This window comes from Mycobacterium sp. ABE4_509, assembly GCF_056160785.1.
The window spans coordinates 1-23,442 of sequence record NZ_JBSWXU010000080.1; the positions used below are offsets into that span (position 1 = coordinate 1).

Consider the following 23,442-nt stretch of genomic DNA (forward strand, 5'->3'; position numbering starts at 1 on the left):
GCGCGGCGGCCCTGGCCGGCCCGCTGGCGGCGCTGGGCCGGACCGCCGGGTTGCAGACCGGTCCGCCGGAGGGCGTCTACGAACTCGACGACGCCCTGCCCGGCGACACCGTGCTCGACATCGACGCCGGCGCGGCCGACCTGCTCTACCGCAGTCTGCACGCCGGATGGCGGGCTCTCGAACGATTCCTGCCCGGGCAGCATCCGGTGTTGTGGCCCGAGCACTTCGATGTGGCCGTCAGCGCCGACGAGGTGAACTACGGCGTCTCTCCCGGCGACGACGGACACCCGATGCCCTACGCGTACGTCGGTCCGTGGCAGCAGCGCACCGGCGCGTTCTGGAACGCCCCGTTCGGGGCGCTGCACCCGCTGGACCCTGGGTCCGGCGCCGACGCGCTCACCTCGGACATCCTCGCCTTCTTCGAGCGCGGCAGGATTGAAACGAACGGGAGCGCTGCCGAATACCGGTAGGTCGCGGGCTCACCAGCCGGCGAACACCGCGCGGGTCGGGTCGTCGAGCGGCGTGTAGACGACCAGCTGCAGATCCGGCCGGTCCGAGGGCCGCAGCTGGTGATGCTCGAGCCGGAGCCGTCCGGCGCCGGGGTGGTGGAAGATCCGCTCCCGGGACTCGAACCCGGCGACCGGGTGGCCGTCCCAGCCGGCGCGGAACTCCGCGCTGGCGGCCCGCAGGCGCGCGACCAGCGCGGTGATCCGGGGATCGCCGAGCGCGGCGGCGGTTTGGGCGCGGAATTCGCCCAGGAACCGCCGGCTGGTGATCTCCCAGTCGTCGAGCAGATCGCGCACCGACGGGTCGGTGAAGACCAGCCACAGCAGGTTGCGGTCCTCGGCGGCGACGCGCGCCACGTTCGGGTACAGCGCGGCGTAGGCGCTGTTCCAGCCGGTGATCGTCCAGTCGGCGGCCAGGGCGTAGGCGGGGCGGCCGGTGAGTTCGTCGAGCAGCCGCTGGATGTGGGCCGGCGCGAGGTTTTGCTCGAGCGCGGCGGGTTCGGCCCGCGCCGGCGTCACCGGCCGGTGTCGACCGCGTTGCGTGCCTACGCCGCGCTGACCACATCGGCCGATCGGGGGGCGGTGCGGCAGGTGCCCGCCGATTCGACGCCGGCTGGGGGAACATCACACCGGGCGCGCTCGTTGACCGACATGTGACTACTCGAGACATCACCGCTGAACAGTTCAACGACATCGTCACCGAGAACGAGATCGTCCTCGTCGATTTCTGGGCATCCTGGTGCGGCCCGTGCAAGCAGTTCGCACCGACCTATGCGGCCTCGTCGGAGCAGCACCCCGACGTGGTGTACGCCAAGGTGGACACCGAGGCCGAGCAGCAGCTCGCCGCGGCTGCCGACATCCGTTCCATCCCCACCCTGATGGCGTTCAAGAAGGGCAAGCTGGTGTTCAACCAGGCCGGCGCTCTTCCGCCCGCGGCGCTGGAGGACCTTGTCCAGAAGGTCAAGGAATTCGACATCGACGCCGCGATCGCCGCCCAGGAGAACGGGCAGGAGTAACGCCGCGCGGCGCGCCCGCTAGCGTGCTGGGCGTGACCGAGCAGCAGAATTCCGCGTCGTTGGTCCTCGTCGACCGCCCCAGTGAGCACGTGGCGGTCGTGACCCTCAACCGGCCCGAGCGCATGAACTCGATGGCCTTCGACGTCATGGTGCCGTTGAAGGCGGCCCTCGACGAGTTGACCTACGACAACTCGGTGCGCGCAGTCGTGCTGACCGGGGCCGGGCGTGGATTCTCGTCGGGGGCGGATCACAAGTCGGCCGGCGCGGTGCCGCACATCGACGGGCTGACCCGGCCCACGTTCGCGCTGCGCTCGATGAAGGTTCTCGACGAGGTCATCCTGGCGCTGCGCAAGATGCACCAGCCGGTCATCGCCGCGGTCAACGGCGCCGCCATCGGCGGCGGTCTGTGCCTGGCGCTGGCCTGCGACATCCGGGTCGCGGCCGCTGACGCCTACTTCCGGGCCGCCGGCATCAACAACGGTCTGACCGCCAGCGAGCTGGGGTTGTCGTATCTGCTGCCGCGCGCGATCGGCACCTCACGCGCCTTCGAGGTGATGCTGACCGGTCGCGATGTCAGTGCCGCGGAGGCCGAGCGGATCGGGCTGGTCTCGCGTGCGGTCCCGGGCGAGGAACTGCTCGAGGTGTGCGTGCAGATGGGGGAGCGGATCGCGCAGTTCTCCCGGCCCGGGGTCGAGCTGACCAAGCGCACGCTGTGGAGTGGGCTGGACGCGTCCAGCCTGGAGGGGCATATGCAGGCCGAGGGGCTCGGTCAGCTGTTCGTCCGGTTGCTCACCGAGAACTTCGAGGAGGCGGTCGCCGCGCGTGCGCAGCGGCGGGCGCCGGTGTTCACCGACGACAAGCCAGCACCGCGGCCGACGAGCTGAGGTCGGTGCGGGCGGCGGTGATCGCTTCGAGAACGGTGTCGATGTGCGGTGTGCGCACCATCGAGTGGTGATCGCAGTCCAGGACGTGGGTGTGCAGCTCTCCGGTCAGGATGCGCCGCCACAGCCGCGGGTCGTCGGCGTTGAGGTGGCTGAGCATCAGCAGCGCGCGCCCGGCCCACGGCTGGGGCTCGTGGCGGTAGCCGGCGATCATTCCGACTTCTTCGACGGCACGGGTCTTGCGTGCATAGTCGTTGAGGATCAGCCCCGCCAGCGGCACCGTTCGCTGGCGCTCCCACCAGGTCCGTAACCCGTTGGCATCATCGGTCTGCAGGGTGACGGTGGCACCCGGTACCTCGTTGCGCGCGTGGTGTGCCACCCGGGGCGACAGCCACGGGTCCAGCATCACCACCATGTCGACGTCCTGGCCTTCGGCCTCGAGCAGGCGGGCGGTCTCCAGCGCGATGTGGGCACCCAGTGAGTGCCCGATCAGCGTGTAGGGCCCGCGCGGCTGGACGCGGCGCAGGTCGGTCAGGTGCCGCCGGACGGCGCGGGCGATCGACCAGTCGGGGAACGTGTTCGGGTTCAGCCCGTTGGGTTCGAAGGCGTACACCGGGGTGTGGGGTCCGACCCGCTCGGCCAGCGGCAGGAAACACAGTGCCGAGGCGCCCGCACCGGTGTAGCAGAACAGCGGCTTTTCCTCGGTGTCCGTGGACACCGGCCGCAACACCACGGTGGTGGGTCGCAGGCCGGGGTGGGCCGGGTCGCTGTGGGATCCGGGGGCCAGCCGTCGCGCGAAGTCGGCGACGGTCGGCGCGCACGCGAGATCGGAGGGGGTGAGATGGATGCCGTGTGCGTTGCGCAGCTCCACCAGCATCTGCGTCACAGCCAGGGAGTCGCCGCCCAGGGCATAGAAGCTGTCGCGGCGGCCGACCCGGTCGACCCGCAGCACCTCCGACCACAGCTGCGCGACGGTGGATTCGTACCGGTCGCGGGCGGGTTCGAAACCCGGACCGGAGGGTTCGGGCAGCGCCGATCGGTCGACCTTGCCCCGGTCGCCGCGGGGCAGTGCGGTCAGGATCTCGATGTGGGCGGGCACCATCCATGCCGGCAGGTCGCGGTGCAGCCGGGCGCGCAGGTCGGCGACCGACGGAGTCCGCGCGGTGGTGCTGGGCGCGACGTAGGCGGCCAGGGCGGGGACAGGCGCGACGCCGGACCCGCTGTGGGCGAGCACGGCGACCTCGCGGATGTCGTCGTAGGCCGACAGTGCCGCCTCGACCTCGGCGGGTTCGACCAGGTAGCCGCGGACCTTCACGGTGTTGTCCGCTCGACCGGACAACACCAGGTTCTGATGCTGATCCCAGCGCCCGATGTCGCCGCCGGTGTAGGTCGTCGTGCCGTCGGCGTTGTCGACGAACGCCGAGGGGAACGATCCGGCGTTGAGGTAGCCCGGGCCGAGGTAGCGGGAGGTGATCGAGACCGTCGCGTCGGGGCCGAGATCGACCCGTTTGTGGGGGGCGGGAATCCCGACCGGGACGACGCCGCTGGGCAGCGGCGCGGCGGGGGCGATGTCGAAGCTGGCGATGGCCAGGGTCTCGGTCGAGCCGACCCAGTTGGTGACGGTCGCGTTGGGTGCCAGCTCGCGGGCCAGTCGCACGTGGCGCACCTGCATCGGTTCGCCGGTGGTGATCAGCCGTTGCACCCCCGGCAGGGTGGCCCCGGCGGCGGCGCGGTGCAGGGCGTCGACGAATGATGGTGTGCAGGCGATCGCTTCGGCCCCGGAGGCTTGCAGGCGGGAGAACGCCTGGGGTCCGCTGTGTTCGCGCGGATCGATGCCGACGATCTCGGCGCCGCCCATCAGGGAGCCGAGCAGGACGTTGAGTCCGCCCGCGAAGCTGATGGGCATGCACAGCGCGACTGTGCGTCCGTCGGCCAGGCCGAACCGCTCGTTGAGCAGTTGCGCGTCGGCCAGCCACAGGCCGTTGGTGTGCCAGACGGCTTTCGGCACGCCGGTCGAGCCGGAGGTGAACTGGATGCTGGTGACGTCGAGCGGTCCGCGGGTGCCGCCGAGCGGCTCGCCGGCCTGCTCGCCGACAGGGCCGATGCCGGCCGGGAGGGACACCGGCACCACCCGGATGTCGTGTTCGCGCAGCACCTCGGTGATCGTGGCGATGCGGTTGGCCGGCAGGTCCGGGTCGATGGTCACGACGGTGGTGGGCCCGGCGAACAGGCCCAGCACGGTGCACACGGTGACCGGGTCCAGCGGTGCGGGGATCAGCGCGGCCTGGGCCCTGCCGGACGGGGCCGGGGCGGCTGCCCGCATCGACCGGGCCCCGGCCAGCAGCTCTGCGTAGGTCACCTGTCCGGTCCCGGTGCGCAGCGCGACGCGATCCGGGTGGCGTCGGGCGGTGGCCTCGAAGTGAGCCGCCACCGACGGATGGTCCAGCGGGTGCTCGGCGGGAACGGGTGGTTGCGCGGAGCCGGCAGGTGCCGGCGCCGCCGTCCTCGCCGGTGGGCGTCCGGCGTACCGATTCCGCAGACCGACGGCGGCGACCGCCCCTCCGAGCGTGACGGCTCCCGCTGCCAGGACCTTGCCTCTGAAACGGTCCATGCGGTGTCGTCCTATCGCTGGTGACTGAAGAGCCCGGCCGGACCACCGGCCGCTGGGGCAGGTTAGCCTAGCTTTACCTAATACGCTAGCCGGTGCCGCCGGACTGTGCGGCGGCCCGGTAGCCGCGGACCGCCAGCGGCCCGAAGACGGCGGTCAGGGCGAACAGCCAGGCCGCGCAGGCCAGCAGCGACGCTCCGGCCGGCTCGCCCTCGGCGAGCGCACGCATGGCATCCACGACCGGAGTGAGGGGCTGCAACCGGATCGCCGGCTGGATCCAGCTGGGGAACAGTTCCACGGGGGCGACGCCGCCGGTGCAGAAGGCCAACCCGATCGCCGAGCTTCCCAACAGGGTGAGCAACGCGGTGCTGCGGGTGCGCGCCGACACGGTGACCACCACCGCGGAGAACACCGCGACGACCAGCGCGGGAATGGCCAGGAAGATCGCTACGGCGAACCAGCCCCCGTGAAAGCGCAGCCCGAGCACCATGCCGACCAGCAGGATGATCCCGCCGGCCGCGACGGTCCGCAGCGTTTCGGACAGCAGCGTGCCGGCCAGGAACACGCCCCGGGGCACAGGCGTCACCCACAGGCTGCTCATCAGGCCGCTGTCGCGTTCGGCGGGAATCTGGAAGCCGGTTCCGATCGCGGCGGTCATGGCGCCGGCCACGGTGCACATCGGAACGAGGGCCGACAGGTTGTCGCCGCCGGTCAACTGCACCATCGACTTGCTGACCACGAGGTCGTAGGTCAACAGCAGCAGCGTGGGCAGCAGTAGTGCCTGTACCGGCACCAGCGGGTGGCGCCGCCAGTGCTTCATGTTGCGCTCGGCGAGTACCAGGGCAGGTCTCATCGGCGCCGTCCCTGCAGGTAGGCCGCGATCACTCCGAACCCGACCAGCAACCCCGCGCACCAGGCCAGCGCGGCGGCGAGGTCGGCGGCGCCGACCGAATCCCGCGCCAGGTCGCGCAGCGTGTCCACGATCTGGGAAACCGGTTGGTGCCGGACGAAGGGCTGCACCCAGTCGGGGAACGACTCGGCGGGTGCCAGCGCCGTCGAGACGAGGACCAGGATCAGCTGTGGCACCAGCAGCAGCTGTCCGGCGCCGAACCTGGCGATCGCGGTACCCACCGCATCGCCTGCCAGCGACAGCGCGATCGTGAGGATCAGCGGGATCGACAGGAAGGCGACCACGTCGCCGAATCGGCCGGGCAGGTGGCCGCCGAACAGGTGGGCGGCACCGATGGTCGCGGCCAGGGCGAGGCATCCTCGCACCAGGCAGTAGAGCTGGCGCGCGGCCATCGGCGTGAACACCGACATGGGCTGGGTGCGCAGCCGGACCGCGAAGCCGGTGACCTCCTCCCAGGCGGCCCGGTCGGCGGTGGTCACCGCGCCCAGCAGCATGGCCTGCACGATGATGCCGGGCAACACATAGTCGACATAGCTCAGCTCGCCGGTGTCGATGACGTGGCGCAACGCCAGATTGACGCCGATCAGCGCCGCCGCCGGAGCGAGCACCCCGATGGCCAGATCGAAATCGCGCGCCGAGATCCGCATCATCCGCCCGGTCAGCGCGGTGAGTGCGGTCACCGCCCCGCTGCTGTCGGCGTCAGGTGCAGGAACACCTCGTCGAGGGTGGGTTTGCGCAGCGAGACGTCGATCAGTTCGACACCGAGCTGATCCGTTCGCCGGATCACCTCGGCGAGGGTGCCGACACCGCTGCGGGCGCGCACCGACACCGTGTTGGACTGCTCATCGGCATCGACCTCGTCGAGTGCGGCCAGCGCGGCTGCCACCCGGGCTACGTCGGCGGTGTGGACCAGGGTGATCTGGCAGTAGGTCGCACCCGTCTGCGCCTTGAGTTGCTCGGCCGTCCCGCTCGCCGCCACCTTGCCGGCGTCGAGGATGACGATCGAATCGCTGAGGATGTCGGCTTCTTCGAGGTACTGCGTGGTCAGCAGCACGGTGACGCCGTCGGCGGCCAGCGTGGCCACCAGTTCCCACACCTGGCGGCGGCTGCGCGGGTCCAGTCCGGTGGTCGGCTCGTCGAGGAACAGCACCTCCGGACGCGCCACCAGCGCCGCGGCGATGTCGACGCGGCGTTTCATCCCGCCGGAATACGTTCCCACCGGGCGGTTGGCGGCGTGCTCGAGCTCGAACTGAGTGATCAGTTCGCCGGCACGCGCCCGGGCGGCCCGGCGGCGCAGGCCGCGCATCTGGCCGAACAGCATGAGGTTCTCGTGGCCGGTCAGGAAATCGTCGAGGCAGGCGCTCTGGCCGGTCACGCCGATGCGGCGACGGACCTGCCTGGCCTGGGTGGCGACGTCGAAACCGGCGACGAGCGCGCGTCCTGAGGTCGGGCGGATCAGGGTGGACAGGATCTGCACGGTGGTGGTCTTGCCCGCACCGTTGTGGCCCAGCAGGCCCAGGACCGAGCCGGTGGGGACGGTCAGACTGACCTCGTGCAGTGCGGTTACGCCGTCGTAGGACTTGGACAGGCGATCCAGCTCGATCACCGGATCTCCTTCCTCGCCGGGGACAGGGGGTGGTCCGGACGCCGTGCGCGGCCCGAACCCGAACAGAGCTTAGGTTAACCTCTCCTAAGCTTGGCGTCCCGGGGGCCGACAATGAGTTGGCGCCGGGTCGGGCGCGCGCACTAACCTGGGGGGAATCAGCTACGGGCGCGTCATCGCCGCGCCCGGTTTTTCATGAAGTCTCGCCGGGAGGGTCAGCGTGATCACCGCAACGGACCTCGAGGTCCGCGCCGGGGCGCGCACGCTGCTCGCCACCGAAGGGTCGGCGCTGCGCGTGCAGCCCGGCGACCGGATCGGGCTGGTGGGGCGCAACGGCGCCGGCAAGACCACCACGATGCGCATCCTGGCAGGCGAGGGGGAGCCCTACGCCGGGACCGTCACCCGCTCCGGTGAGGTCGGCTATCTGCCCCAGGACCCGCGTGAGGGCGACCTGGACATGCTGGCCCGCGACCGGGTGCTCTCGGCCCGCGGCCTCGACACCCTGCTCGCCGAGTTGGAGAAGCAGCAGGTCCTGATGGCCGAGGTGGCCGACGATGCGGCCCGCGACAAGGCGGTGCGGCGCTACGGCCAGCTCGAGGAGCGGTTCGCCGCGCTCGGCGGGTACGCCGCCGAGAGCGAGGCGGGGCGGATCTGCGCGAGCCTGGGCCTACCCGAACGCGTGCTGACCCAGCCGCTGCGCACGCTCTCCGGCGGTCAGCGGCGCAGGGTCGAGCTGGCCAGGATCCTGTTCGCCGCCAGCGAGGGCGCCGGCGGCGGATCCAGTTCGCAGACCACGCTGCTGCTCGACGAGCCGACCAACCACCTCGACGCCGACTCGATCGGGTGGCTGCGGACGTTTCTGCAGAACCACACCGGCGGCTTGGTGGTGATCAGCCACGACGTCGAGTTGCTGGCCGACGTCGTCAATCGGGTCTGGTTCCTGGATGCGGTGCGCGGTGAGGCCGACGTCTACAACATGGGCTGGCAGAAGTACCTCGACGCCCGCGCCACCGACGAGGCCCGGCGGCGCCGCGAACGCGCCAATGCCGAACGCAAGGCCGGCGCGCTGCGCAACCAGGCCGCCAAGATGGGCGCCAAGGCCACCAAAGCCGTTGCCGCGCAGAACATGCTGCGCAGGGCGGACCGGATGATGGCTGCCCTCGACGAGGAACGGGTGGCCGACAAGGTGGCCCGGATCAAGTTCCCCACGCCTGCCGCTTGCGGACGCACGCCGCTGATGGCCAAGGGGCTGACCAAGACCTACGGCTCACTGGAGGTCTTCACCGGGGTCGATCTGGCGATCGACCGCGGCTCACGGGTCGTCGTACTGGGCCTCAACGGCGCGGGAAAGACGACGTTGTTGCGGTTGCTCGCCGGTGTCGAGATTCCGGAGGCGGGCGCGCTGGAGCCGGGGCACGGCTGCAAGGTCGGCTATTTCGCGCAGGAGCACGACACTCTCGACAACGGAACCACGGTGTGGGAGAACATCCGCCACGCCGCGCCCGACACCGGGGAGCAGGACCTGCGCGGGCTGCTCGGAGCGTTCATGTTCAGCGGCGCGCAGCTCGATCAGCTCGCGGGCACGCTGTCCGGCGGCGAGAAGACGCGGCTGGCCCTGGCCGGTCTGGTTGCTTCCACCGCTAACGTGCTGCTGCTCGACGAGCCGACCAACAACCTCGATCCGGCCTCGCGCGAGCAGGTTCTCGACGCGTTGCGCAGTTACGTCGGCGCCGTGGTGCTGGTGACCCACGACCCGGGTGCGGCCGAGGCCCTCGACCCGCAGCGGGTGGTGTTGCTGCCCGACGGCACCGAGGACTTCTGGTCCGAGGAGTACCGCGACCTCATCGAGCTCGCCTGACCGTCTCCGCGGAGGTGTCAACGGCTGATCCCGTGGGTATGCGTGGAGTCGGCACAGACTCCGGGAGGCGTTGATGACGAAGGACAGCCAGTCGAGGGACCAGTTGCTCACCGAGCTTCGTAGTGCCTATGAACGCGGGGCGAGCATCCGCAACCTCGCCGCGTCCACCGGCCGTTCCTACGGATCGGTGCACAGCCTGCTCCGCGAGTCGGGCACCGCGATGCGCAGCCGGGGCGGGCCCAACCACCGTCGCAGGATGTAGCCGCTACCGCTGACGCACCGAATCCTCGACCAGATCGAGGACGGCTCCGAGCTTCTCGGGATCGTCGCCGGAGGCCAGCCGGGCCACCAATCCGTCGAGCACCAGCTCCAGGTAGGTGCGCAGCACGTCACCGGGCACGTCGTCGCGTAACCGGCCGGCCTGTTTCTGGCGCCGGAGCCGTTCGGCCGTGGCGGCCGACAACTCCGCCGAACGCTCGGCCCAGCCACTGCTGAAAGCGGGATCGTTGCGCAGCTTCCGCGCGATCTCGAGCCGGGTCGCCAGCCAGTCGAACTGATCCGGCGCGGCGAGCAGGTCGCGCATCACCTGGATCAGCCCTTCACGGGCGGCGACGTCGGCCATCCGTTCGGCGTCCTCGCGAGCCAACTCGAAGAACAGGGTGTCCTTGTCGCGGAAGTGGTGGAAGATTGCGCCGCGCGACAGCCCGATGGTCTCCTCGAGCCGTCGCACGGTCGCGCTCTCGTACCCGTACCGGGCAAAACACCGGCGAGCACCGTCGAGGATCTGGCGACGACGGGCCGCCAGATGATCCTCGGTGACCCGTGGCATGGGTTGAGCCCGACCGACTTCTACGACTTGAGCATGTTGCGCAGCACGTACTGCAGGATGCCGCCGTTGCGGTAGTAGTCGGCCTCACCGGGGGTGTCGATCCGTACCACCGCGTCGAACTCGACCTTCGATCCGTCCTCCTTGGTGGCGGTCACCTTGACGGTCTTCGGGGTCTTGCCGTTGTTGAGCTCCTCGATGCCGGCGATGTCGTAGGTCTCGGTTCCGTCGAGCTTCAGCGAAGCCGCGGATTCCCCGGCCGGGAACTGCAGCGGGATGACGCCCATGCCGATCAGGTTGGACCGGTGGATGCGCTCGAAGGACTCGGTGATGACCGCGCGCACACCCAGCAGCGTGGTGCCCTTGGCAGCCCAGTCCCGCGACGAGCCGGACCCGTATTCCTTGCCGCCCAGCACGACCAGCGGGATGCCGGCCTTCTGGTAGTTCACCGAGGCGTCGTAGATGAACGCCTGCGGCGCACCATCCTGGGTGAAGTCGCGGGTGTAGCCGCCGGACACGTCGTCGAGCAGCTGGTTGCGCAGCCGGATGTTGGCGAAGGTGCCGCGGATCATCACCTCGTGGTTGCCGCGGCGCGACCCCAGCGAGTTGAAGTCCTTGGGCTGTACGCCGTTGGCCTCCAGGTACTGCGCGGCCGGGGTGCCCTTCTTGATGCTTCCGGCCGGGCTGATGTGGTCGGTGGTCACCGAATCTCCCAGCAGGGCAAGGACCCTGGCACCCTTGATGTCGCTGACCGGCTCCGGCTCTGCGGGCATGCCCTCGAAGTAGGGCGCCTTGCGCACGTAGGTCGAGGCGTCGTCCCACTCGAAGGTGTTGCCCTCCGGCGTCGGCAGGGAGCGCCACCGCTCGTCGCCCTTGAAGACATCGGCGTAGGAGTCGCTGAACATCTCCCGGTTGATCGAGGAGGCGATGGTCTCCTGGATCTCGGCCGGCGTGGGCCAGATGTCCTTGAGGAACACGTCGTTGCCGTCGGAGTCCCGGCCCAGCGGGTCGGTCTCGAAGTCGAAGTCCATCGTGCCGGCCAGGCCGTAGGCGATCACCAGCGGCGGGGAGGCCAGGTAGTTCATCTTGACATCGGGGGAGATGCGGCCCTCGAAGTTGCGGTTGCCGGACAGCACCGCGGTCACCGACAGGTCGTTGTCGTTGATCGCGGCCGAGATCTCCTCGGGCAGCGGGCCGGTGTTGCCGATGCACGTGGTGCAGCCGTAGCCGCCCAGGTAGTAGCCGAGCTTCTCCAGATACGGCCACAGGCCGGCCTTGTTGTAGTAGTCGGTGACCACCTGGGAGCCGGGCGCCATGTTGGTCTTCACCCACGGCTTGGTGGACAGCCCCTTCTCGACGGCTTTCTTGGCCAGCAGCGCCGCACCCAGCATCACCGACGGGTTGGAGGTGTTGGTGCACGAGGTGATGCCGGCGACCACGACCGCGCCGTGGTCGAGCACGAAGTCGCCGCGCTCGGCGGACTTCACGCTGACCGGCTTGCTCGGCCTGCCGTGTGAACCGTTGGCCGCCGAGGGGCGCGCGTCGACCGCGCCGTCGTCGGCGAAGGACAACGACACCGAGTCGCTGGCCGGGAAGGACTCCTCGACGGCCTCGTCGAGCTTGGTCTCCGGGGCCGGGTGGTTCTCCTCGACGTAGTTGTGGATGTCCTTGCGGAACGCGTTCTTCGCGTCGGAGAGCTCGATACGGTCCTGCGGGCGCTTGGGTCCGGAGATCGACGGCACCACGTCACCGAGGTCGAGCTCGAGGTATTCGGAGAAGACCGGTTCCTTGTCCGGGTTGTGCCACATGCCCTGGGTCTTGGCGTAGGCCTCGACGAGCGCCAGCTGCTCCTCGGTGCGGCCGGTCAGGCGCAGGTAGTTGATGGTCTCCTCGTCGATCGGGAACATCGCAGCGGTGGAACCGAATTCGGGGCTCATGTTGCCCAGCGTCGCGCGGTTGGCCAGCGGGACCTCGGCCACACCCTTGCCGTAGAACTCGACGAACTTGCCGACCACACCATGCTTGCGCAGCATGTCGGTGACGGTGAGCACCACGTCGGTGGCGGTGACCCCGGGCTTGATCTCTCCGGTCAGTTTGAACCCGACGACACGGGGGATGAGCATCGAGACGGGTTGCCCCAGCATGGCCGCCTCGGCCTCGATGCCGCCGACGCCCCAGCCCAGCACGCCGAGGCCGTTCTCCATGGTGGTGTGCGAGTCGGTGCCCACGCAGGTGTCGGGATAGGCCATCTGGATCTTTCCCGCCCCATCTTCGCCCGCTCGATCGCGCACCATGACCACGCGGGCCAGGTACTCGATGTTCACCTGGTGCACGATGCCGGTGCCCGGCGGGACGACCTTGAAGTCGTCGAACGCGCCCTGGCCCCAGCGCAGGAACTGGTAGCGCTCGCCGTTTCTCTCGTATTCCAGTTCGACGTTGCGTTCGAAGGCGTCGGCGCTGCCGAACACGTCGAGGATCACCGAGTGGTCGATGACCATCTCGGCGGGCGAGAGCGGGTTGACCTTCTCCGGGTCGCCGCCCAGCGCCGAGACCGCCTCGCGCATGGTGGCCAGGTCGACCACGCACGGCACGCCGGTGAAGTCCTGCATGAGCACGCGGGCCGGGGTGAACTGGATCTCGATGCTCGGCTCGGCGCTCGGATCCCAGTTGGCGATCGCCTCGATGTGATCCTTGGTGATGTTGGCGCCGTCCTCGGTGCGCAGCAGGTTCTCGGCGAGCACCTTGAGGCTGTAGGGGAGTTTCTCGGTGCCGGGCACCGCGTCGAGGCGGTAGATCTCGTAACTGTTGGCTCCGACCTCGAGCGTGTCGCGTGCTCCGAACGAGTTCACGGATGAATTCTTGGTGCTCACATCAACTCCCGGCTGTATTCATCGCCGCGACGGGCTGTGTCGGCGGCGTTCTCACCCTAACAGTACGCTTGTCCTGTAATTAATCCCAGGGTGTCCTTCAGTCTTGTCGCTGGCCGCTGCTGGTGCCACTTCAACGGGTACCCGCCTTCCGAACGTGTCTGCGCCGCCTTGGTCCGGGGGTCGGCTAGGGTGCGCGTGTGAGTGGAGTGCAGTCCATCGGCTTCCTGCCCGGGTACATCCCGCCCGATATCGACATGGATCAGGTGCAGGCCGATGTGTCCGACGACGGGATCAGCGTCGCGCCGGCCTACCAGGCAGACGTGCCCGCTCTGCGTCAGATCATCGAGGCGGCCCGCGAACAGGGGATCGACCTCAAGATCGTCGCCATCGACTACAACCCGCCGATCGACACGCCGCTTCGCGACATCGCCACCGAGGTGGGTCAGGCCAACCCGGGTTCGACGGTACTGGCGATGAGCCCGTCCTACGCCGGGACCTACAGCACAGAGTTCGATCGGGTGGACCTCGAGGCCGGCGAGGACCTGGCCGAGACGGGCAACCCGGTGCAGTCCTCGACGAATTTCGTGGGGGAGCTGACGACCCCGGACTTTCCGTGGACACCATTCACGATTGTGCTCATTTTCGCCACGATTCTCGGGGTCGTGGCTACCCGCGCGCTGCAGAAATGGGGCAAACGGGCTACCGGCCCCAGCGCAGCGTCCACCAGCGACGATTAGAGACTTCCCGCTCGCTGCGCAAATTCAAACATCACCGTTTGATAACGCGAAAAGCAATTACATTGTTGTAGTTCGTTACTAAAGTTCCTTTAGCGTTAGATGTGACGTACGGTGCAATCGGCGGCTGATGATGCAGTTGTTCTACATGTGACTTGTGTGGTCCTTGTGACTTCTGTGGTCAGGCGCCGGAGAATCTTCCGACACGTTCGCGTGGAGCCTTAGGAGACTTGAGTCGGATGAGACGCATCCCTGGCGGCGCCCCCGCTTCGCGGCTGTGCGCCGCTTCCCTGGCCTTCAGCCTGGTCGTGACGACACCCGGCCTCGCCCAGGCGCAGCCGGCCAGCCCCGACGACCTGGCCGAACTCGTCACCGAGGTCGCCAACGTCAACCAGCAACTGCAGGACCTCGGCGCCGCGATCCAGACCCAGCAGGAGAGCGTCAACAAGGCGATCCTGGACGTCAAGACGGCGCGGGACACCGCATCGGAGGCCCAGCAGGAGGTCGACGCCAGCGCCGAGCGTGTCGAGCACGCCAACACCGCCATCGCCGACGCCCAGCAGCGCTTCGACACCTTCGCCGCGGCGATGTACGTCAACGGTCCGTCCAGTTCCTACGTGATGGCCTCCGACCCCGCCGACATCCTCCAGACCGCCGCCGCCGGTGAGACATTGGCGATCAGCTCCCGCCAGGTGATGTCGGATCTGCAGCAGGCACGCACTGAACAGGTCAACAAGGAGTCGGCGGCGCGGCTGGCCAAGCAGCAGGCCGACGAGGCCGTCACCGCCGCCGAGAGCAGTCAGCGCGACGCCGTCGACGCGCTGACCGACGCCCAGGAGACGTTCAAGACGCAGCAGGTCGAACTCGACCGGCTCACCGCCGAGCGCGAACAGGCCCAGGCCAAACTCGAGGAAGCCCGCACACTGGCCGCGCCGAGCGGGTCGGCCGGTCCGGCCCGTCCCGCGGCCGCCGCGCCCGGCACCGGCGCCTCGGGCGCACCGTCGCCGGCCAAACCCGGTGGCGTCAACCCGGATTGGGACGTCGACCCGGCCACCGGCAACCGTGACACCGCCTGGGACATGACCCTGCCCCAGATCCCCAGCGCATTCGTCAGCGGTGACCCGATCCAGATCATCAACGCGGTGATCCTGATCATCTCCACCTCGCTCGAGGTGACCCAGAACCTGGGCCGCAAGTTCATGCAGAGCATCGGGTTGCTGCCCACCGAGACGGGGATCACCAACGGGGCGATCCCGGTCACGGCCGGCCCGCAGGCGACCGAGTTCGTGATCCGGCGCGGCATGTCGCAGCTCGGCGTGCCCTACTCGTGGGGCGGTGGAAACGCCTCCGGGCCCAGCCGCGGCATCGACCACGGCGCCGGAACCGTCGGGTTCGACTGCTCCGGGCTGATGCTCTACATGTTCGCCGGCGCCGGGATCAAACTCGACCACTACTCGGGTTCGCAGTACAACGCCGGCCGCAAGATCCCGTCCTCGCAGATGCGCCGCGGCGACATGCTCTTCTGGGGTCCCAACGGTAGCCAGCACGTCGCGATGTACCTGGGCAACAACCAGATGCTCGAGGCGCCCTACACCGGTTCGGTGGTCAAGATCTCGCCGGTGCGCACCAGCGGAATGACGCCGTACGCCGTCCGAATGATCGAGTGGTGATCACCCTGCGCCGTTTCGTCATCGCCCTCGTTGCCGCGGCAGGCGTGGCACTGGGCCCCGTCGCGCCGGCATCGGCCCAGCCCGAAGCCGGCCAGTGGGATCCCACGCTGCCCAAGCTGATCAGCGCCGGCGCCCCCGGCGATCCGCTGGCCATCGCCAACGCGTCACTGGCGGCCACCGCACAGGCCACCGAGGTCACCATGGGTCTCGGGCGCAAGTTCCTGCAGACCATCGGATTGGTGCCGCCGGACGCCGTCAATGTGGCACCCGGAAGCGTGCGGGGGCCGGCCGCCATCGAATACGCCATCCGGCGCGGTGGTAGTCAGATGGGCGTGCCCTATTCCTGGGGCGGCGGCAAACCCTCCGGCCCGAGCCGGGGGATCGACTCCGGCGCCAACACCGTCGGCTTCGACTGCTCGGGGTTCACCCAGTTCTCCTACGCCGGCGTCGGCGTCCTGATCCCGAAGTACTCCGGCGACCAGTACGACACCGGACGCAAGGTTCCCGTCTCCCAGGCCAAGCGAGGGGACCTGCTGTTCTGGGGTCCGGGCGGCAGCCAGCACGTCGCGATGTACCTCGGCGGCGGAAAGATGCTGGAGTCCTCCGGCAGCGCCGGCCAGGTGACCGTGAGTCCGGTGCGCACGGCCGGCCTGCAGCCCTATGCGGCCCGCATTATCGAAACCTGAGCGTGTCCTGAACCCAACCTGAGCACCATCGGTGAAAGGGTGGGGCGCGCCGCGCGCGGCCGTGGGCGACGTCGACGGATTTCGAACCGCCTGGAATAGTTGACGGCGAGCGCGTGGCCATGAGCGGCTCGCGCCGCACAGACCTGTAGGTACTGCGCATGTGGAAGGAACGTTGATGACCGCACCGAGTGGGCCGCCGCAGGGCTCTGGAGGATTTCCCGGACAGGCCCCGGCGCCCGGCTACGCCGCAGGTGCGCACGCCGCGCCGGCCGCGCCCGCGCAGAACAACGGCGGACTGCAGAGCGAGGTACACACTCTCGAGCGGGCCATCTTCGAGGTCAAGCGAATCATCGTGGGCCAGGATCAGCTGGTCGAGCGGATGCTGGTCGGGCTGCTCGCCAAGGGCCACGTGCTGCTCGAGGGCGTACCAGGGGTGGCCAAGACGCTGGCCGTGGAGACCTTCGCCAAGGTCGTCGGCGGCACCTTCGCCCGCATCCAGTTCACCCCCGACCTGGTTCCGACCGACATCATCGGCACCCGGATCTACCGTCAGGGCAAAGAGGAGTTCGACATCGAACTCGGCCCGGTGGTCGCCAACTTCCTGCTCGCCGACGAGATCAACCGTGCTCCGGCCAAGGTCCAGTCGGCCCTGCTCGAGGTGATGGCCGAGCGCAAGATCTCCATCGGTGGCAAGACGTTTCCGCTGCCCAGCCCGTTCCTGGTGATGGCCACCCAGAACCCGATCGAGCAAGAGGGCGTCTACCAGCTGCCCGAAGCCCAGCGCGACCGCTTCCTGTTCAAACTGAACGTCGGCTACCCCTCACCGGAGGAGGAGCGCGAGATCATCTACCGGATGGGCGTCAAGCCGCCGGAGCCCAAGGGCATCCTCGGCACCGGCGATCTGCTGCGGCTGCAGGACCTCGCCGCCAACACGTTCGTGCATCACGCGCTGGTCGACTACGTGGTGCGCATCGTCACCGCCACCCGCGAGCCGGAGAAGTTCGGCATGCCCGACGCCCAGGCGTGGATCGCCTACGGCGCCTCCCCGCGCGCATCGCTGGGCATCATCGCTGCCTCGCGCGCGCTGGCGCTGATCCGCGGCCGCGACTACGTCATCCCGCAGGACGTCGTCGAGATCATCCCGGACGTGCTGCGTCACCGTCTGGTGCTGACCTATGACGCGCTGGCCGACGAGGTCTCCTCGGAGACGGTGATCAGCCGCATCATGCAGACGGTTGCGCTGCCCCAGGTGAACGCCATTCCGCAGCAAGGCCATTCGGCGCCCCCCGGGGTTCCGGCGGCGGCCGCGGCGGGCGGGCGCTGAGGATGCGTAGGCGGCGCACCCCGTGACGGCGTCCTCCGAGTCTTCCGGCAAGTCTTCCGGGTCCTCCGGCCCGTCCCGATCCGCCGGACCCTCTGAATCGGCCGCCACCGGTTCCTCGCGCGGAGTCGACCTGCCCTCGCTGCAGCGCGGGGAGATCCGGGATCCGGCCCTGACCGCGGCGTTACGCAAACTCGAACTGACGGTGCGGCGCAAGCTCGACGGCGTGCTGCACGGGGATCATCTGGGTCTGCTGCCGGGCCCGGGATCCGAGCCGGGGGAGTCGCGGACCTATCAGCCCGGCGACGACGTCCGCCGGATGGACTGGTCGGTCACGGCGCGGACCACCACCCCGCACGTTCGTCAGATGATCGCCGACCGGGAGTTGGAGACATGGCTGGTGGTCGACGTGTCGTCCAGCCTGGACTTCGGCACCGCCGGTTGTGAGAAGCGCGATCTGGCCGTGGCGGCCGCAGCGGCCATCGCCTTCCTCAACAGCGGTGGCGGCAACCGTCTCGGCGCGATCATCTCCAACGGTGACACCATGCGCCGGGTGCCCGCCCTGTCGGGCCGGATGCACGAACAGGAGTTGTTGCGGGCGATCGCGACCACTCCGCGGGCGCCGATGGGAGTGCGCGGGGACCTCGCGGCCGCGATCGACGCGCTGCGCAGGCCGGAACGCCGACGCGGGATGGCCGTGATCATCAGCGATTTCCTGGGGCCGATCGACTGGATGCGCCCGCTGCGCGCCATCTCCGGGCGGCACGAGGTGCTCGGCATCGAGGTGCTCGATCCGCGTGACATCGAACTCCCGCCGGTCGGTGATGTCATCCTGCAGGACACCGAGACCGGCCGCACCCGCGAGTTCACCATCGACGAGCAGCTGCGCAGTGACTTCGAGCGCGCGGCGGCGGCGCACCGCGCCGAGGTCGCGCGCACACTGCGCCGGTGTGACGCTCCACTGCTGACCCTGCGGACCGACCGCGACTGGATCGCCGACGTGGTCCGTTTCGTCGCGAGTCGCCGGCGCGGCGCGCTGGCTGCGGCCCGATGAGCAGATGATCAACGAAATGACAAGTAGCAGATGACTTTACCGTTCTTCGGCCCGATGTCTCTGACAGGCTTCGAACACCCCTGGTTCTTCCTGTTCTTCCTGGTCGTCCTCGGGTTGATCGCGCTTTACATCATCGTGCAGGTGGCCCGCCAGCAGCGGATGTTGCGATTCGCCAACATGGAGCTGCTGGAAAGCGTCGCCCCGCAGCGGCCCAATCGCTTTCGGCACCTGCCGGCCATCCTGCTCGTCGCATCGATGGTCCTGTTCACCATCGCGATGGCCGGCCCCACCCACGACGTCCGCATTCCGCGCAACCGCGCGGTGGTCATGCTGGTGATGGACGTCTCGCAGTCGATGCGGGCCACCGACGTCGCCCCCAACCGGCTTGCGGCCGCGCAGGAGGCGGCCAAACAGTTCGCCGATCAGCTCACCCCGGGCATCAATCTCGGCCTGATCTCGTATGCGGGAACAGCGACGGTGCTGGTGTCTCCCACCACCAATCGTGAGGCGACCAAGAACGCGATCGACAAGCTGCAGCTGGCCGACCGCACCGCCACCGGTGAGGGGATCTTCACCGCGCTGCAGGCCATCGCCACCGTCGGCGCAGTCATCGGCGGCGGCGACGAACCGCCGCCGGCACGCATCGTGCTGATGTCCGACGGTAAGGAGACCGTGCCGTCGAACCCGGACAACCCGAAGGGCGCCTACACCGCGGCTCGCACCGCCAAGGACCAGGGGGTGCCGATCTCGACGGTGTCGTTCGGAACGCCCTACGGCTACGTCGAGATCAACGAGCAGCGCCAGCCGGTGCCCGTCGACGACGAGATGCTGGCCAAGATCGCCGAGCTCTCCGGCGGCGAGGCGTTCACCGCCTCCAGTCTCGAGCAGCTCAAGGCCGTCTTCACCGATCTGCAGGAGCAGATCGGCTACGAGACCATCAAGGGCGACGCCAGCGTGGGTTGGCTGCGACTGGGCGCGCTGGTACTGGCTGTCGCGGCGCTGGGCGCGTTGCTGATCAACCGGCGCCTGCCCAACTAGTAGCGGGTGCTGCCGGCCGGCAGTGGCGGAGACGACTGTCGAGAGCGGTGGCGCCTGGGAGAGATCGCCCAGAACGATTGTTCGGCAATCACGTCACCGGTATCTCGACTCCGCGGCATGCCGGTGCGCAATGATGCCCGCGCAGGCGAGCCGCATAGAGGCGCCATGCGATCAGCGCCCCGATCGCCTTGACGATCGGGTGGACGACGTCGACAACACCCAGTGCGACGGCGTTGTGGGCGAGGTAGAGCGGGATATTCACCGAGAGCACCAGCAGCGATGATGCCAGCAGGGCGGCGCTGGCAGCCCGGCACGCCCGCAATGCCCGCTGGCATCGTCGCCACGCCAGCCCCTCGCGGCGGACCAGGCCCAACACGACACCGACTATGGGATAGCCGGCTGCGAGCAGCACCGCACTGACGGTCGCCGTCGTGGCCTGCAGGATGATCTTGGGGAGGAAGAATGCCTCGGCGGATCCACTCAGCGTGGCCATCAGCGCACCGGCACTGACCATGGTCAACGCGCCGACCGGCAGCCAGGGCGATTTGCGTTGCACCAACCGGATGGACAGCACGACAACGCCGACCGTCAGCGCGAGCGTGACGGCCAGCCCCACCTCTCGGGTGGTCGCATAGACCAGCGTGAACGTCAGCGCCGGGGTGACATCCAGCACCAGGGGGCGGATCTGGGCGACGATCGCGCTCCGGGTGGGAGGCACCGCCGGTGCGTGTGCGACCTCCGGGGCAGGCGACGACGGCTGGCGACGGTCTGCGCTGCGCGGTGGTTCGGTCACGGCGTCGTCACATCTGCGATCAGAGGGTGGGCCCTCGACCGGCAGCCGACCGCCGGGTGAGGGCCGGTATGGGGTGCGGTGCTGGTCTCTGGTTCCGGCGATGTCCACCTCGGTGCATCCTTGGGAACGCGGCGGGCGTACTTCGTTGTTCTCATCTCAGTTCCTTGGCTCACGGACGTGTCGGATCGCTCGGTGACGCGGGGATCGGATGTCAGTCGACGCGCAGTGATGTGATCGTCTCCTGCAGCGACGGCGGCAGACCCGCGCTGCCCTCCACGCGTACGGTGTGCAGGGTGCCGTTCCAGGCGAAAGGTGGCACGTAGTCGTCGGTGACGGGCAGTCCGCGCGCATAGCCGAGGGTCAGCCGCGTTCCGCCGTGCTGCCAGGCGATCGGCAGCCCGGCGTTGACCGTGGCGCTGCCGGCAACGGAGCCGTCGACGAGCAGCTCGACCACCGAGCCGTGCTGCCCAGCGGGTTTCAGGCGGCACCCGAGAAGATGGCGGCCTGGCGAGATCGGATGTTCGGCAGTGACATTCACTGCGGCGCCGGGTAACACCACGGCTGCCGAGAGTTGAGCCGCGACGGCGTACACCGCCAGACCACCGTTGCAGTCGCCGAGCGCGAACAAGACGCCCTGGGCTATGCCGGTGGCCTCGACCTCGGCGACGATCTGGCCGCCACCGACCAACAGTGGCAGGGCCTCGTCGGAGACCGGACCACCGTCTGGGTACAGCACGACCCTGGGCTGGGGCGGGTACTCGGGAAGTACAGCGGCAGAAGCGACACGCGAAATCAGTGAATCGGCCAGCGGAAGAACGTGGTGCTGTTGAGCTTCGTCCATCCAGAGACCGCGGAGCCACTCGAGCACCTCGGGGTGCTGTTCGGCGATGTCGTGGGCCTCGGAGAAGTCCTCACCGAGGCGGAACAGCGCCCACTGGTCGGTGTCGAAATCGCGGCTGCCCGTCATCAGTTCTTCCTCGTCGGCGACACCGGCGCAGATGTGATCGGTGGTGGCCTTCCAGCCCTCGGCGACAATCGCGCGGGATCCCAGCATCTCGAAGTACTGTCTGGTCCTCGGGTCGGGCGCGTCCGCGTCGGCGAAGGTCTCCGTCAAGCTGGCACCATGCAACGGCATCTGGGGCACGCCGTCGAGCTCACTGGGCGCGGCCACTGCGCACACGTCGAGAACTGTTGGGGCCAGATCGATGACGTGACTGAATTGGTGACGAATCGCACCGGCATCTCGGATTCGCTCCGGATGATGCACGATCAGCGGGACGCGGGTACCGCCGAGCCAGGTATAGCGCTTCCACAGCCGGAACGGGGTGTTGCCGGCCCACGCCCAGCCCCACGGATAGTGCGGATAGCTGTGGTGGCCGCCCCACTGGTCGAGATGGGCCAGATTGTCCCGCAGGTCATCTCGTACCCGATGGCTGAAGCGATGCTCGTTGACGGTGCCGTTGACTCCGCCTTCGGCGCTGGCCCCATTGTCCGACATCACCATGATCAGGGTGTTGTCGAGCTGACCGACCCGCTCGAGCGCGGAGATGAGTCGACCGATCTGGGCGTCGGTGTGGCTGAGGAACCCGGCGTAGACCTCGTGGGTTCGCGCGGAGAAGCGGCGTTCGTCCGGAGTCAGATCCCGCCAATCCGGCACCCAGGGCGGGCGTTCGGTCAACACCGTGCCGGACGGAACCACACCGGTTTCGAGTTGACGAGCGAAGGTGGCCTCGCGCCACGCCTCCCACCCTTGATCGAACCGTCCGCGGTAGGCGTCGGCCCACACTCGCTCGACGTGGTGCGGTGCGTGCATGGCGCCAGGAGCGAAGTACAGGAAGAACGGCTTGCCGGGGGCGCTGGCCTGCTGGTTGAGCATCATGGCGATCGCCTCGTCTGCGAGGTCTTCGGTGAGGTGGTAGCCGTCTTCGGGCCGCGTCGGTGCTTCGACGAACGAATTGTCGCGCACCAGTTCAGGGGCCCATTGGTTGGTGTCACCCCGCAGGAAACCGTAGTAGCGCTCGAAGCCCACTCCGAGCGGCCACCGGTCGAAAGGCCCTGCGACGCTGCGCTCCCCACGCGGTGTGAGATGCCACTTGCCGACAGCCATCGTGCTGTAGCCCGCGTCGCGCAGGAGCCGGGGCAGTGCCGCTGCCGTCCGCGGTAGTCGGGCTGTGTATCCGGGATCGGTCGTCGGGGCATCGGCGAGGAACCCCATTCCGACGGCGTGGTGGTTGCGGCCGGTCAGCAGCGCCGCCCGCGTCGGTGAGCACAAGGCGGTGACGTGGAAGCAGTTGTAGCGCAGTCCAGCAGAGGCGAGCCTGTCGATGGCCGGGGTCTGGATGTCGGAACCGAAGCAGCCGAGTTGAGCGAAGCCGAGATCATCGAGAACGATCATCACCACATTCGGGCGCCCGCGCGACCCTACCGTCTCTGGCACTGTCTTGTTCCCTTCGATCTTCGTCTCCGTCGTGCACTGGGTCTGGATGCCGCTCGAATCTGTGGCGCCGCTGTCGATTTCCCATCGGGCAGAACAGCGACGGTCCACCGCGGTGTCTGCACAGTGCGGCGGGATCTCCACGACTCGGCTGCCGAACGACCGACACCGAGGTACGGCCGGGCATCTCGGACCGCAACCGCGACGCCTGCATACCATCGTGTAGTCATATGACTACTGAAGCTGTCGGCAAGCGTAGCCGGATGACTACAAAGTGCGCAAGGGTGCATTCCAGACCGTCGACCAGGCGGGGAGCGGAGAGCTCTTCGGTACGTCCGCCATCGGTCCGGGCCCCATCTTGCGGAGCCGACGATTCAACGTGATCGGTTGCTGCAGAGTACATATCACCGCAGTCGGTATGCGCGGATGCCGAGCGGGCGGGGCGGCTGCATTCTGCTTTGGCCACCGAACCGCCGCTCCGCCGCACATCCACGTCAGAAGATTCCCGGCCCTGGTGCGCCGGTGCCGAGTCCTGGGTCGCAGTCGGGAATGATGATTCCCGGTTCGCACATCCGGCGTGGTGGCGGCCCTGGTAGGCCTGGGCCGGGGAGGATTCCCGGGCCTGGTGCGCCGG

Annotated in this window: 20 protein-coding genes; 11 read left to right on the forward strand and 9 right to left on the reverse strand. The window is 68.7% G+C overall.

What is annotated here, in order from left to right; genetic code table 11:
* The coding region (locus ACXAID_RS17190; RefSeq protein WP_475023413.1) for a hypothetical protein at positions 1 to 470 on the forward strand (470 nt) is incomplete at its 5' end.
* A 9-nt stretch (positions 471 to 479) separates the two neighbouring features.
* Here ACXAID_RS17190 and ACXAID_RS17195 read toward each other — a convergent pair.
* Complete coding sequence (locus ACXAID_RS17195) at positions 480 to 1,025, reverse strand: MmyB family transcriptional regulator (protein ID WP_475023414.1); 546 nt, start codon at positions 1,023 to 1,025, stop codon at positions 480 to 482.
* A gap of 134 nt (positions 1,026 to 1,159) precedes the next feature.
* Here ACXAID_RS17195 and trxA point away from each other — a divergent pair, with 134 nt between their 5' ends.
* On the forward strand, positions 1,160 to 1,522 hold the full coding sequence (gene trxA, locus ACXAID_RS17200) for a thioredoxin (RefSeq protein ID WP_475023415.1): 363 nt from the start codon (positions 1,160 to 1,162) through the stop codon (positions 1,520 to 1,522).
* Between the two features lie 23 nt (positions 1,523 to 1,545).
* The gene (locus ACXAID_RS17205; RefSeq protein WP_475023416.1) at positions 1,546 to 2,406 is read left to right on the forward strand and encodes an enoyl-CoA hydratase; all 861 of its coding nucleotides are present in this window, start codon (positions 1,546 to 1,548) and stop codon (positions 2,404 to 2,406) included.
* Here the strand turns inward: ACXAID_RS17205 and ACXAID_RS17210 are convergent.
* The 4 genes from ACXAID_RS17210 to ACXAID_RS17225 form a co-directional block, all read right to left on the reverse strand.
* Positions 2,369 to 5,014 (reverse strand): alpha/beta fold hydrolase, encoded by a 2,646-nt coding sequence (locus ACXAID_RS17210; protein ID WP_475023417.1) that lies wholly within the window; start codon positions 5,012 to 5,014, stop codon positions 2,369 to 2,371. The genes ACXAID_RS17205 and ACXAID_RS17210 overlap by 38 nt on opposite strands.
* An 85-nt stretch (positions 5,015 to 5,099) precedes the next feature.
* Positions 5,100 to 5,864, reverse strand: coding sequence for an ABC transporter permease (locus tag ACXAID_RS17215; RefSeq protein WP_475023418.1), 765 nt, complete (start codon positions 5,862 to 5,864; stop codon positions 5,100 to 5,102).
* The gene (locus tag ACXAID_RS17220; protein WP_475023419.1) at positions 5,861 to 6,601 is read right to left on the reverse strand and encodes an ABC transporter permease; all 741 of its coding nucleotides are present in this window, start codon (positions 6,599 to 6,601) and stop codon (positions 5,861 to 5,863) included. Before ACXAID_RS17220 ends, ACXAID_RS17215 begins: the two co-directional genes overlap by 4 nt.
* Entirely contained in the window at positions 6,598 to 7,527 is a 930-nt protein-coding gene (locus tag ACXAID_RS17225; protein WP_475023420.1) for an ATP-binding cassette domain-containing protein, read from the reverse strand. Before ACXAID_RS17225 ends, ACXAID_RS17220 begins: the two co-directional genes overlap by 4 nt.
* A 217-nt stretch (positions 7,528 to 7,744) precedes the next feature.
* Between ACXAID_RS17225 and ACXAID_RS17230 the strand changes: the two genes are divergently transcribed.
* Positions 7,745 to 9,382, forward strand: coding sequence for an ABC-F family ATP-binding cassette domain-containing protein (locus ACXAID_RS17230; RefSeq protein ID WP_475023421.1), 1,638 nt, complete (start codon positions 7,745 to 7,747; stop codon positions 9,380 to 9,382).
* A gap of 73 nt (positions 9,383 to 9,455) precedes the next feature.
* Positions 9,456 to 9,644 carry a helix-turn-helix domain-containing protein gene (locus ACXAID_RS17235; RefSeq protein ID WP_475023422.1) on the forward strand — a complete coding sequence of 63 codons (189 nt, stop codon included), beginning with the start codon at positions 9,456 to 9,458 and terminating at the stop codon, positions 9,642 to 9,644.
* Between the two features lie 3 nt (positions 9,645 to 9,647).
* Here ACXAID_RS17235 and ACXAID_RS17240 read toward each other — a convergent pair whose 3' ends face one another.
* Together ACXAID_RS17240 and ACXAID_RS17245 are read right to left on the reverse strand one after the other, a co-directional pair.
* Positions 9,648 to 10,211, reverse strand: a complete 564-nt coding sequence (locus ACXAID_RS17240; protein WP_475023423.1) for a TetR/AcrR family transcriptional regulator — start codon at positions 10,209 to 10,211, stop codon at positions 9,648 to 9,650.
* A gap of 20 nt (positions 10,212 to 10,231) precedes the next feature.
* A complete protein-coding gene (locus ACXAID_RS17245; protein WP_475023424.1) occupies positions 10,232 to 13,078 on the reverse strand; it encodes an aconitate hydratase in 2,847 nt (948 codons plus the stop codon).
* A 197-nt stretch (positions 13,079 to 13,275) separates the two neighbouring features.
* Between ACXAID_RS17245 and ACXAID_RS17250 the strand changes: the two genes are divergently transcribed.
* The 6 genes from ACXAID_RS17250 to ACXAID_RS17275 all read left to right on the forward strand — a co-directional run bounded on the left by ACXAID_RS17250 (position 13,276) and on the right by ACXAID_RS17275 (position 19,581).
* Positions 13,276 to 13,815, forward strand: coding sequence for an Rv1476 family membrane protein (locus ACXAID_RS17250; protein WP_475023425.1), 540 nt, complete (start codon positions 13,276 to 13,278; stop codon positions 13,813 to 13,815).
* Positions 13,816 to 14,051: 236 nt separating this feature from the next.
* A complete protein-coding gene (ripA, locus tag ACXAID_RS17255) occupies positions 14,052 to 15,482 on the forward strand; it encodes an NlpC/P60 family peptidoglycan endopeptidase RipA (protein WP_475023426.1) in 1,431 nt (476 codons plus the stop codon).
* Positions 15,482 to 16,168 carry an NlpC/P60 family peptidoglycan endopeptidase RipB gene (gene ripB, locus ACXAID_RS17260; RefSeq protein WP_475023431.1) on the forward strand — a complete coding sequence of 229 codons (687 nt, stop codon included), beginning with the start codon at positions 15,482 to 15,484 and terminating at the stop codon, positions 16,166 to 16,168. The genes ripA and ripB overlap by 1 nt, the downstream gene beginning before the upstream one ends.
* A gap of 175 nt (positions 16,169 to 16,343) precedes the next feature.
* Entirely contained in the window at positions 16,344 to 17,492 is a 1,149-nt protein-coding gene (gene moxR1, locus ACXAID_RS17265) for a chaperone MoxR1 (protein ID WP_475023427.1), read from the forward strand.
* A gap of 130 nt (positions 17,493 to 17,622) precedes the next feature.
* A complete protein-coding gene (locus ACXAID_RS17270) occupies positions 17,623 to 18,543 on the forward strand; it encodes a DUF58 domain-containing protein (RefSeq protein WP_475023432.1) in 921 nt (306 codons plus the stop codon).
* A 30-nt stretch (positions 18,544 to 18,573) separates the two neighbouring features.
* Complete coding sequence (locus tag ACXAID_RS17275) at positions 18,574 to 19,581, forward strand: VWA domain-containing protein (RefSeq protein WP_475023428.1); 1,008 nt, start codon at positions 18,574 to 18,576, stop codon at positions 19,579 to 19,581.
* Between the two features lie 88 nt (positions 19,582 to 19,669).
* Here ACXAID_RS17275 and ACXAID_RS17280 read toward each other — a convergent pair whose 3' ends face one another.
* Both ACXAID_RS17280 and ACXAID_RS17285 read right to left on the reverse strand, forming a co-directional pair.
* Positions 19,670 to 20,374 carry a DUF3159 domain-containing protein gene (locus ACXAID_RS17280; RefSeq protein WP_475023429.1) on the reverse strand — a complete coding sequence of 235 codons (705 nt, stop codon included), beginning with the start codon at positions 20,372 to 20,374 and terminating at the stop codon, positions 19,670 to 19,672.
* A gap of 211 nt (positions 20,375 to 20,585) precedes the next feature.
* On the reverse strand, positions 20,586 to 22,769 hold the full coding sequence (locus tag ACXAID_RS17285; RefSeq protein WP_475023430.1) for an arylsulfatase: 2,184 nt from the start codon (positions 22,767 to 22,769) through the stop codon (positions 20,586 to 20,588).
* Positions 22,770 to 23,442 lie beyond the last annotated feature (673 nt).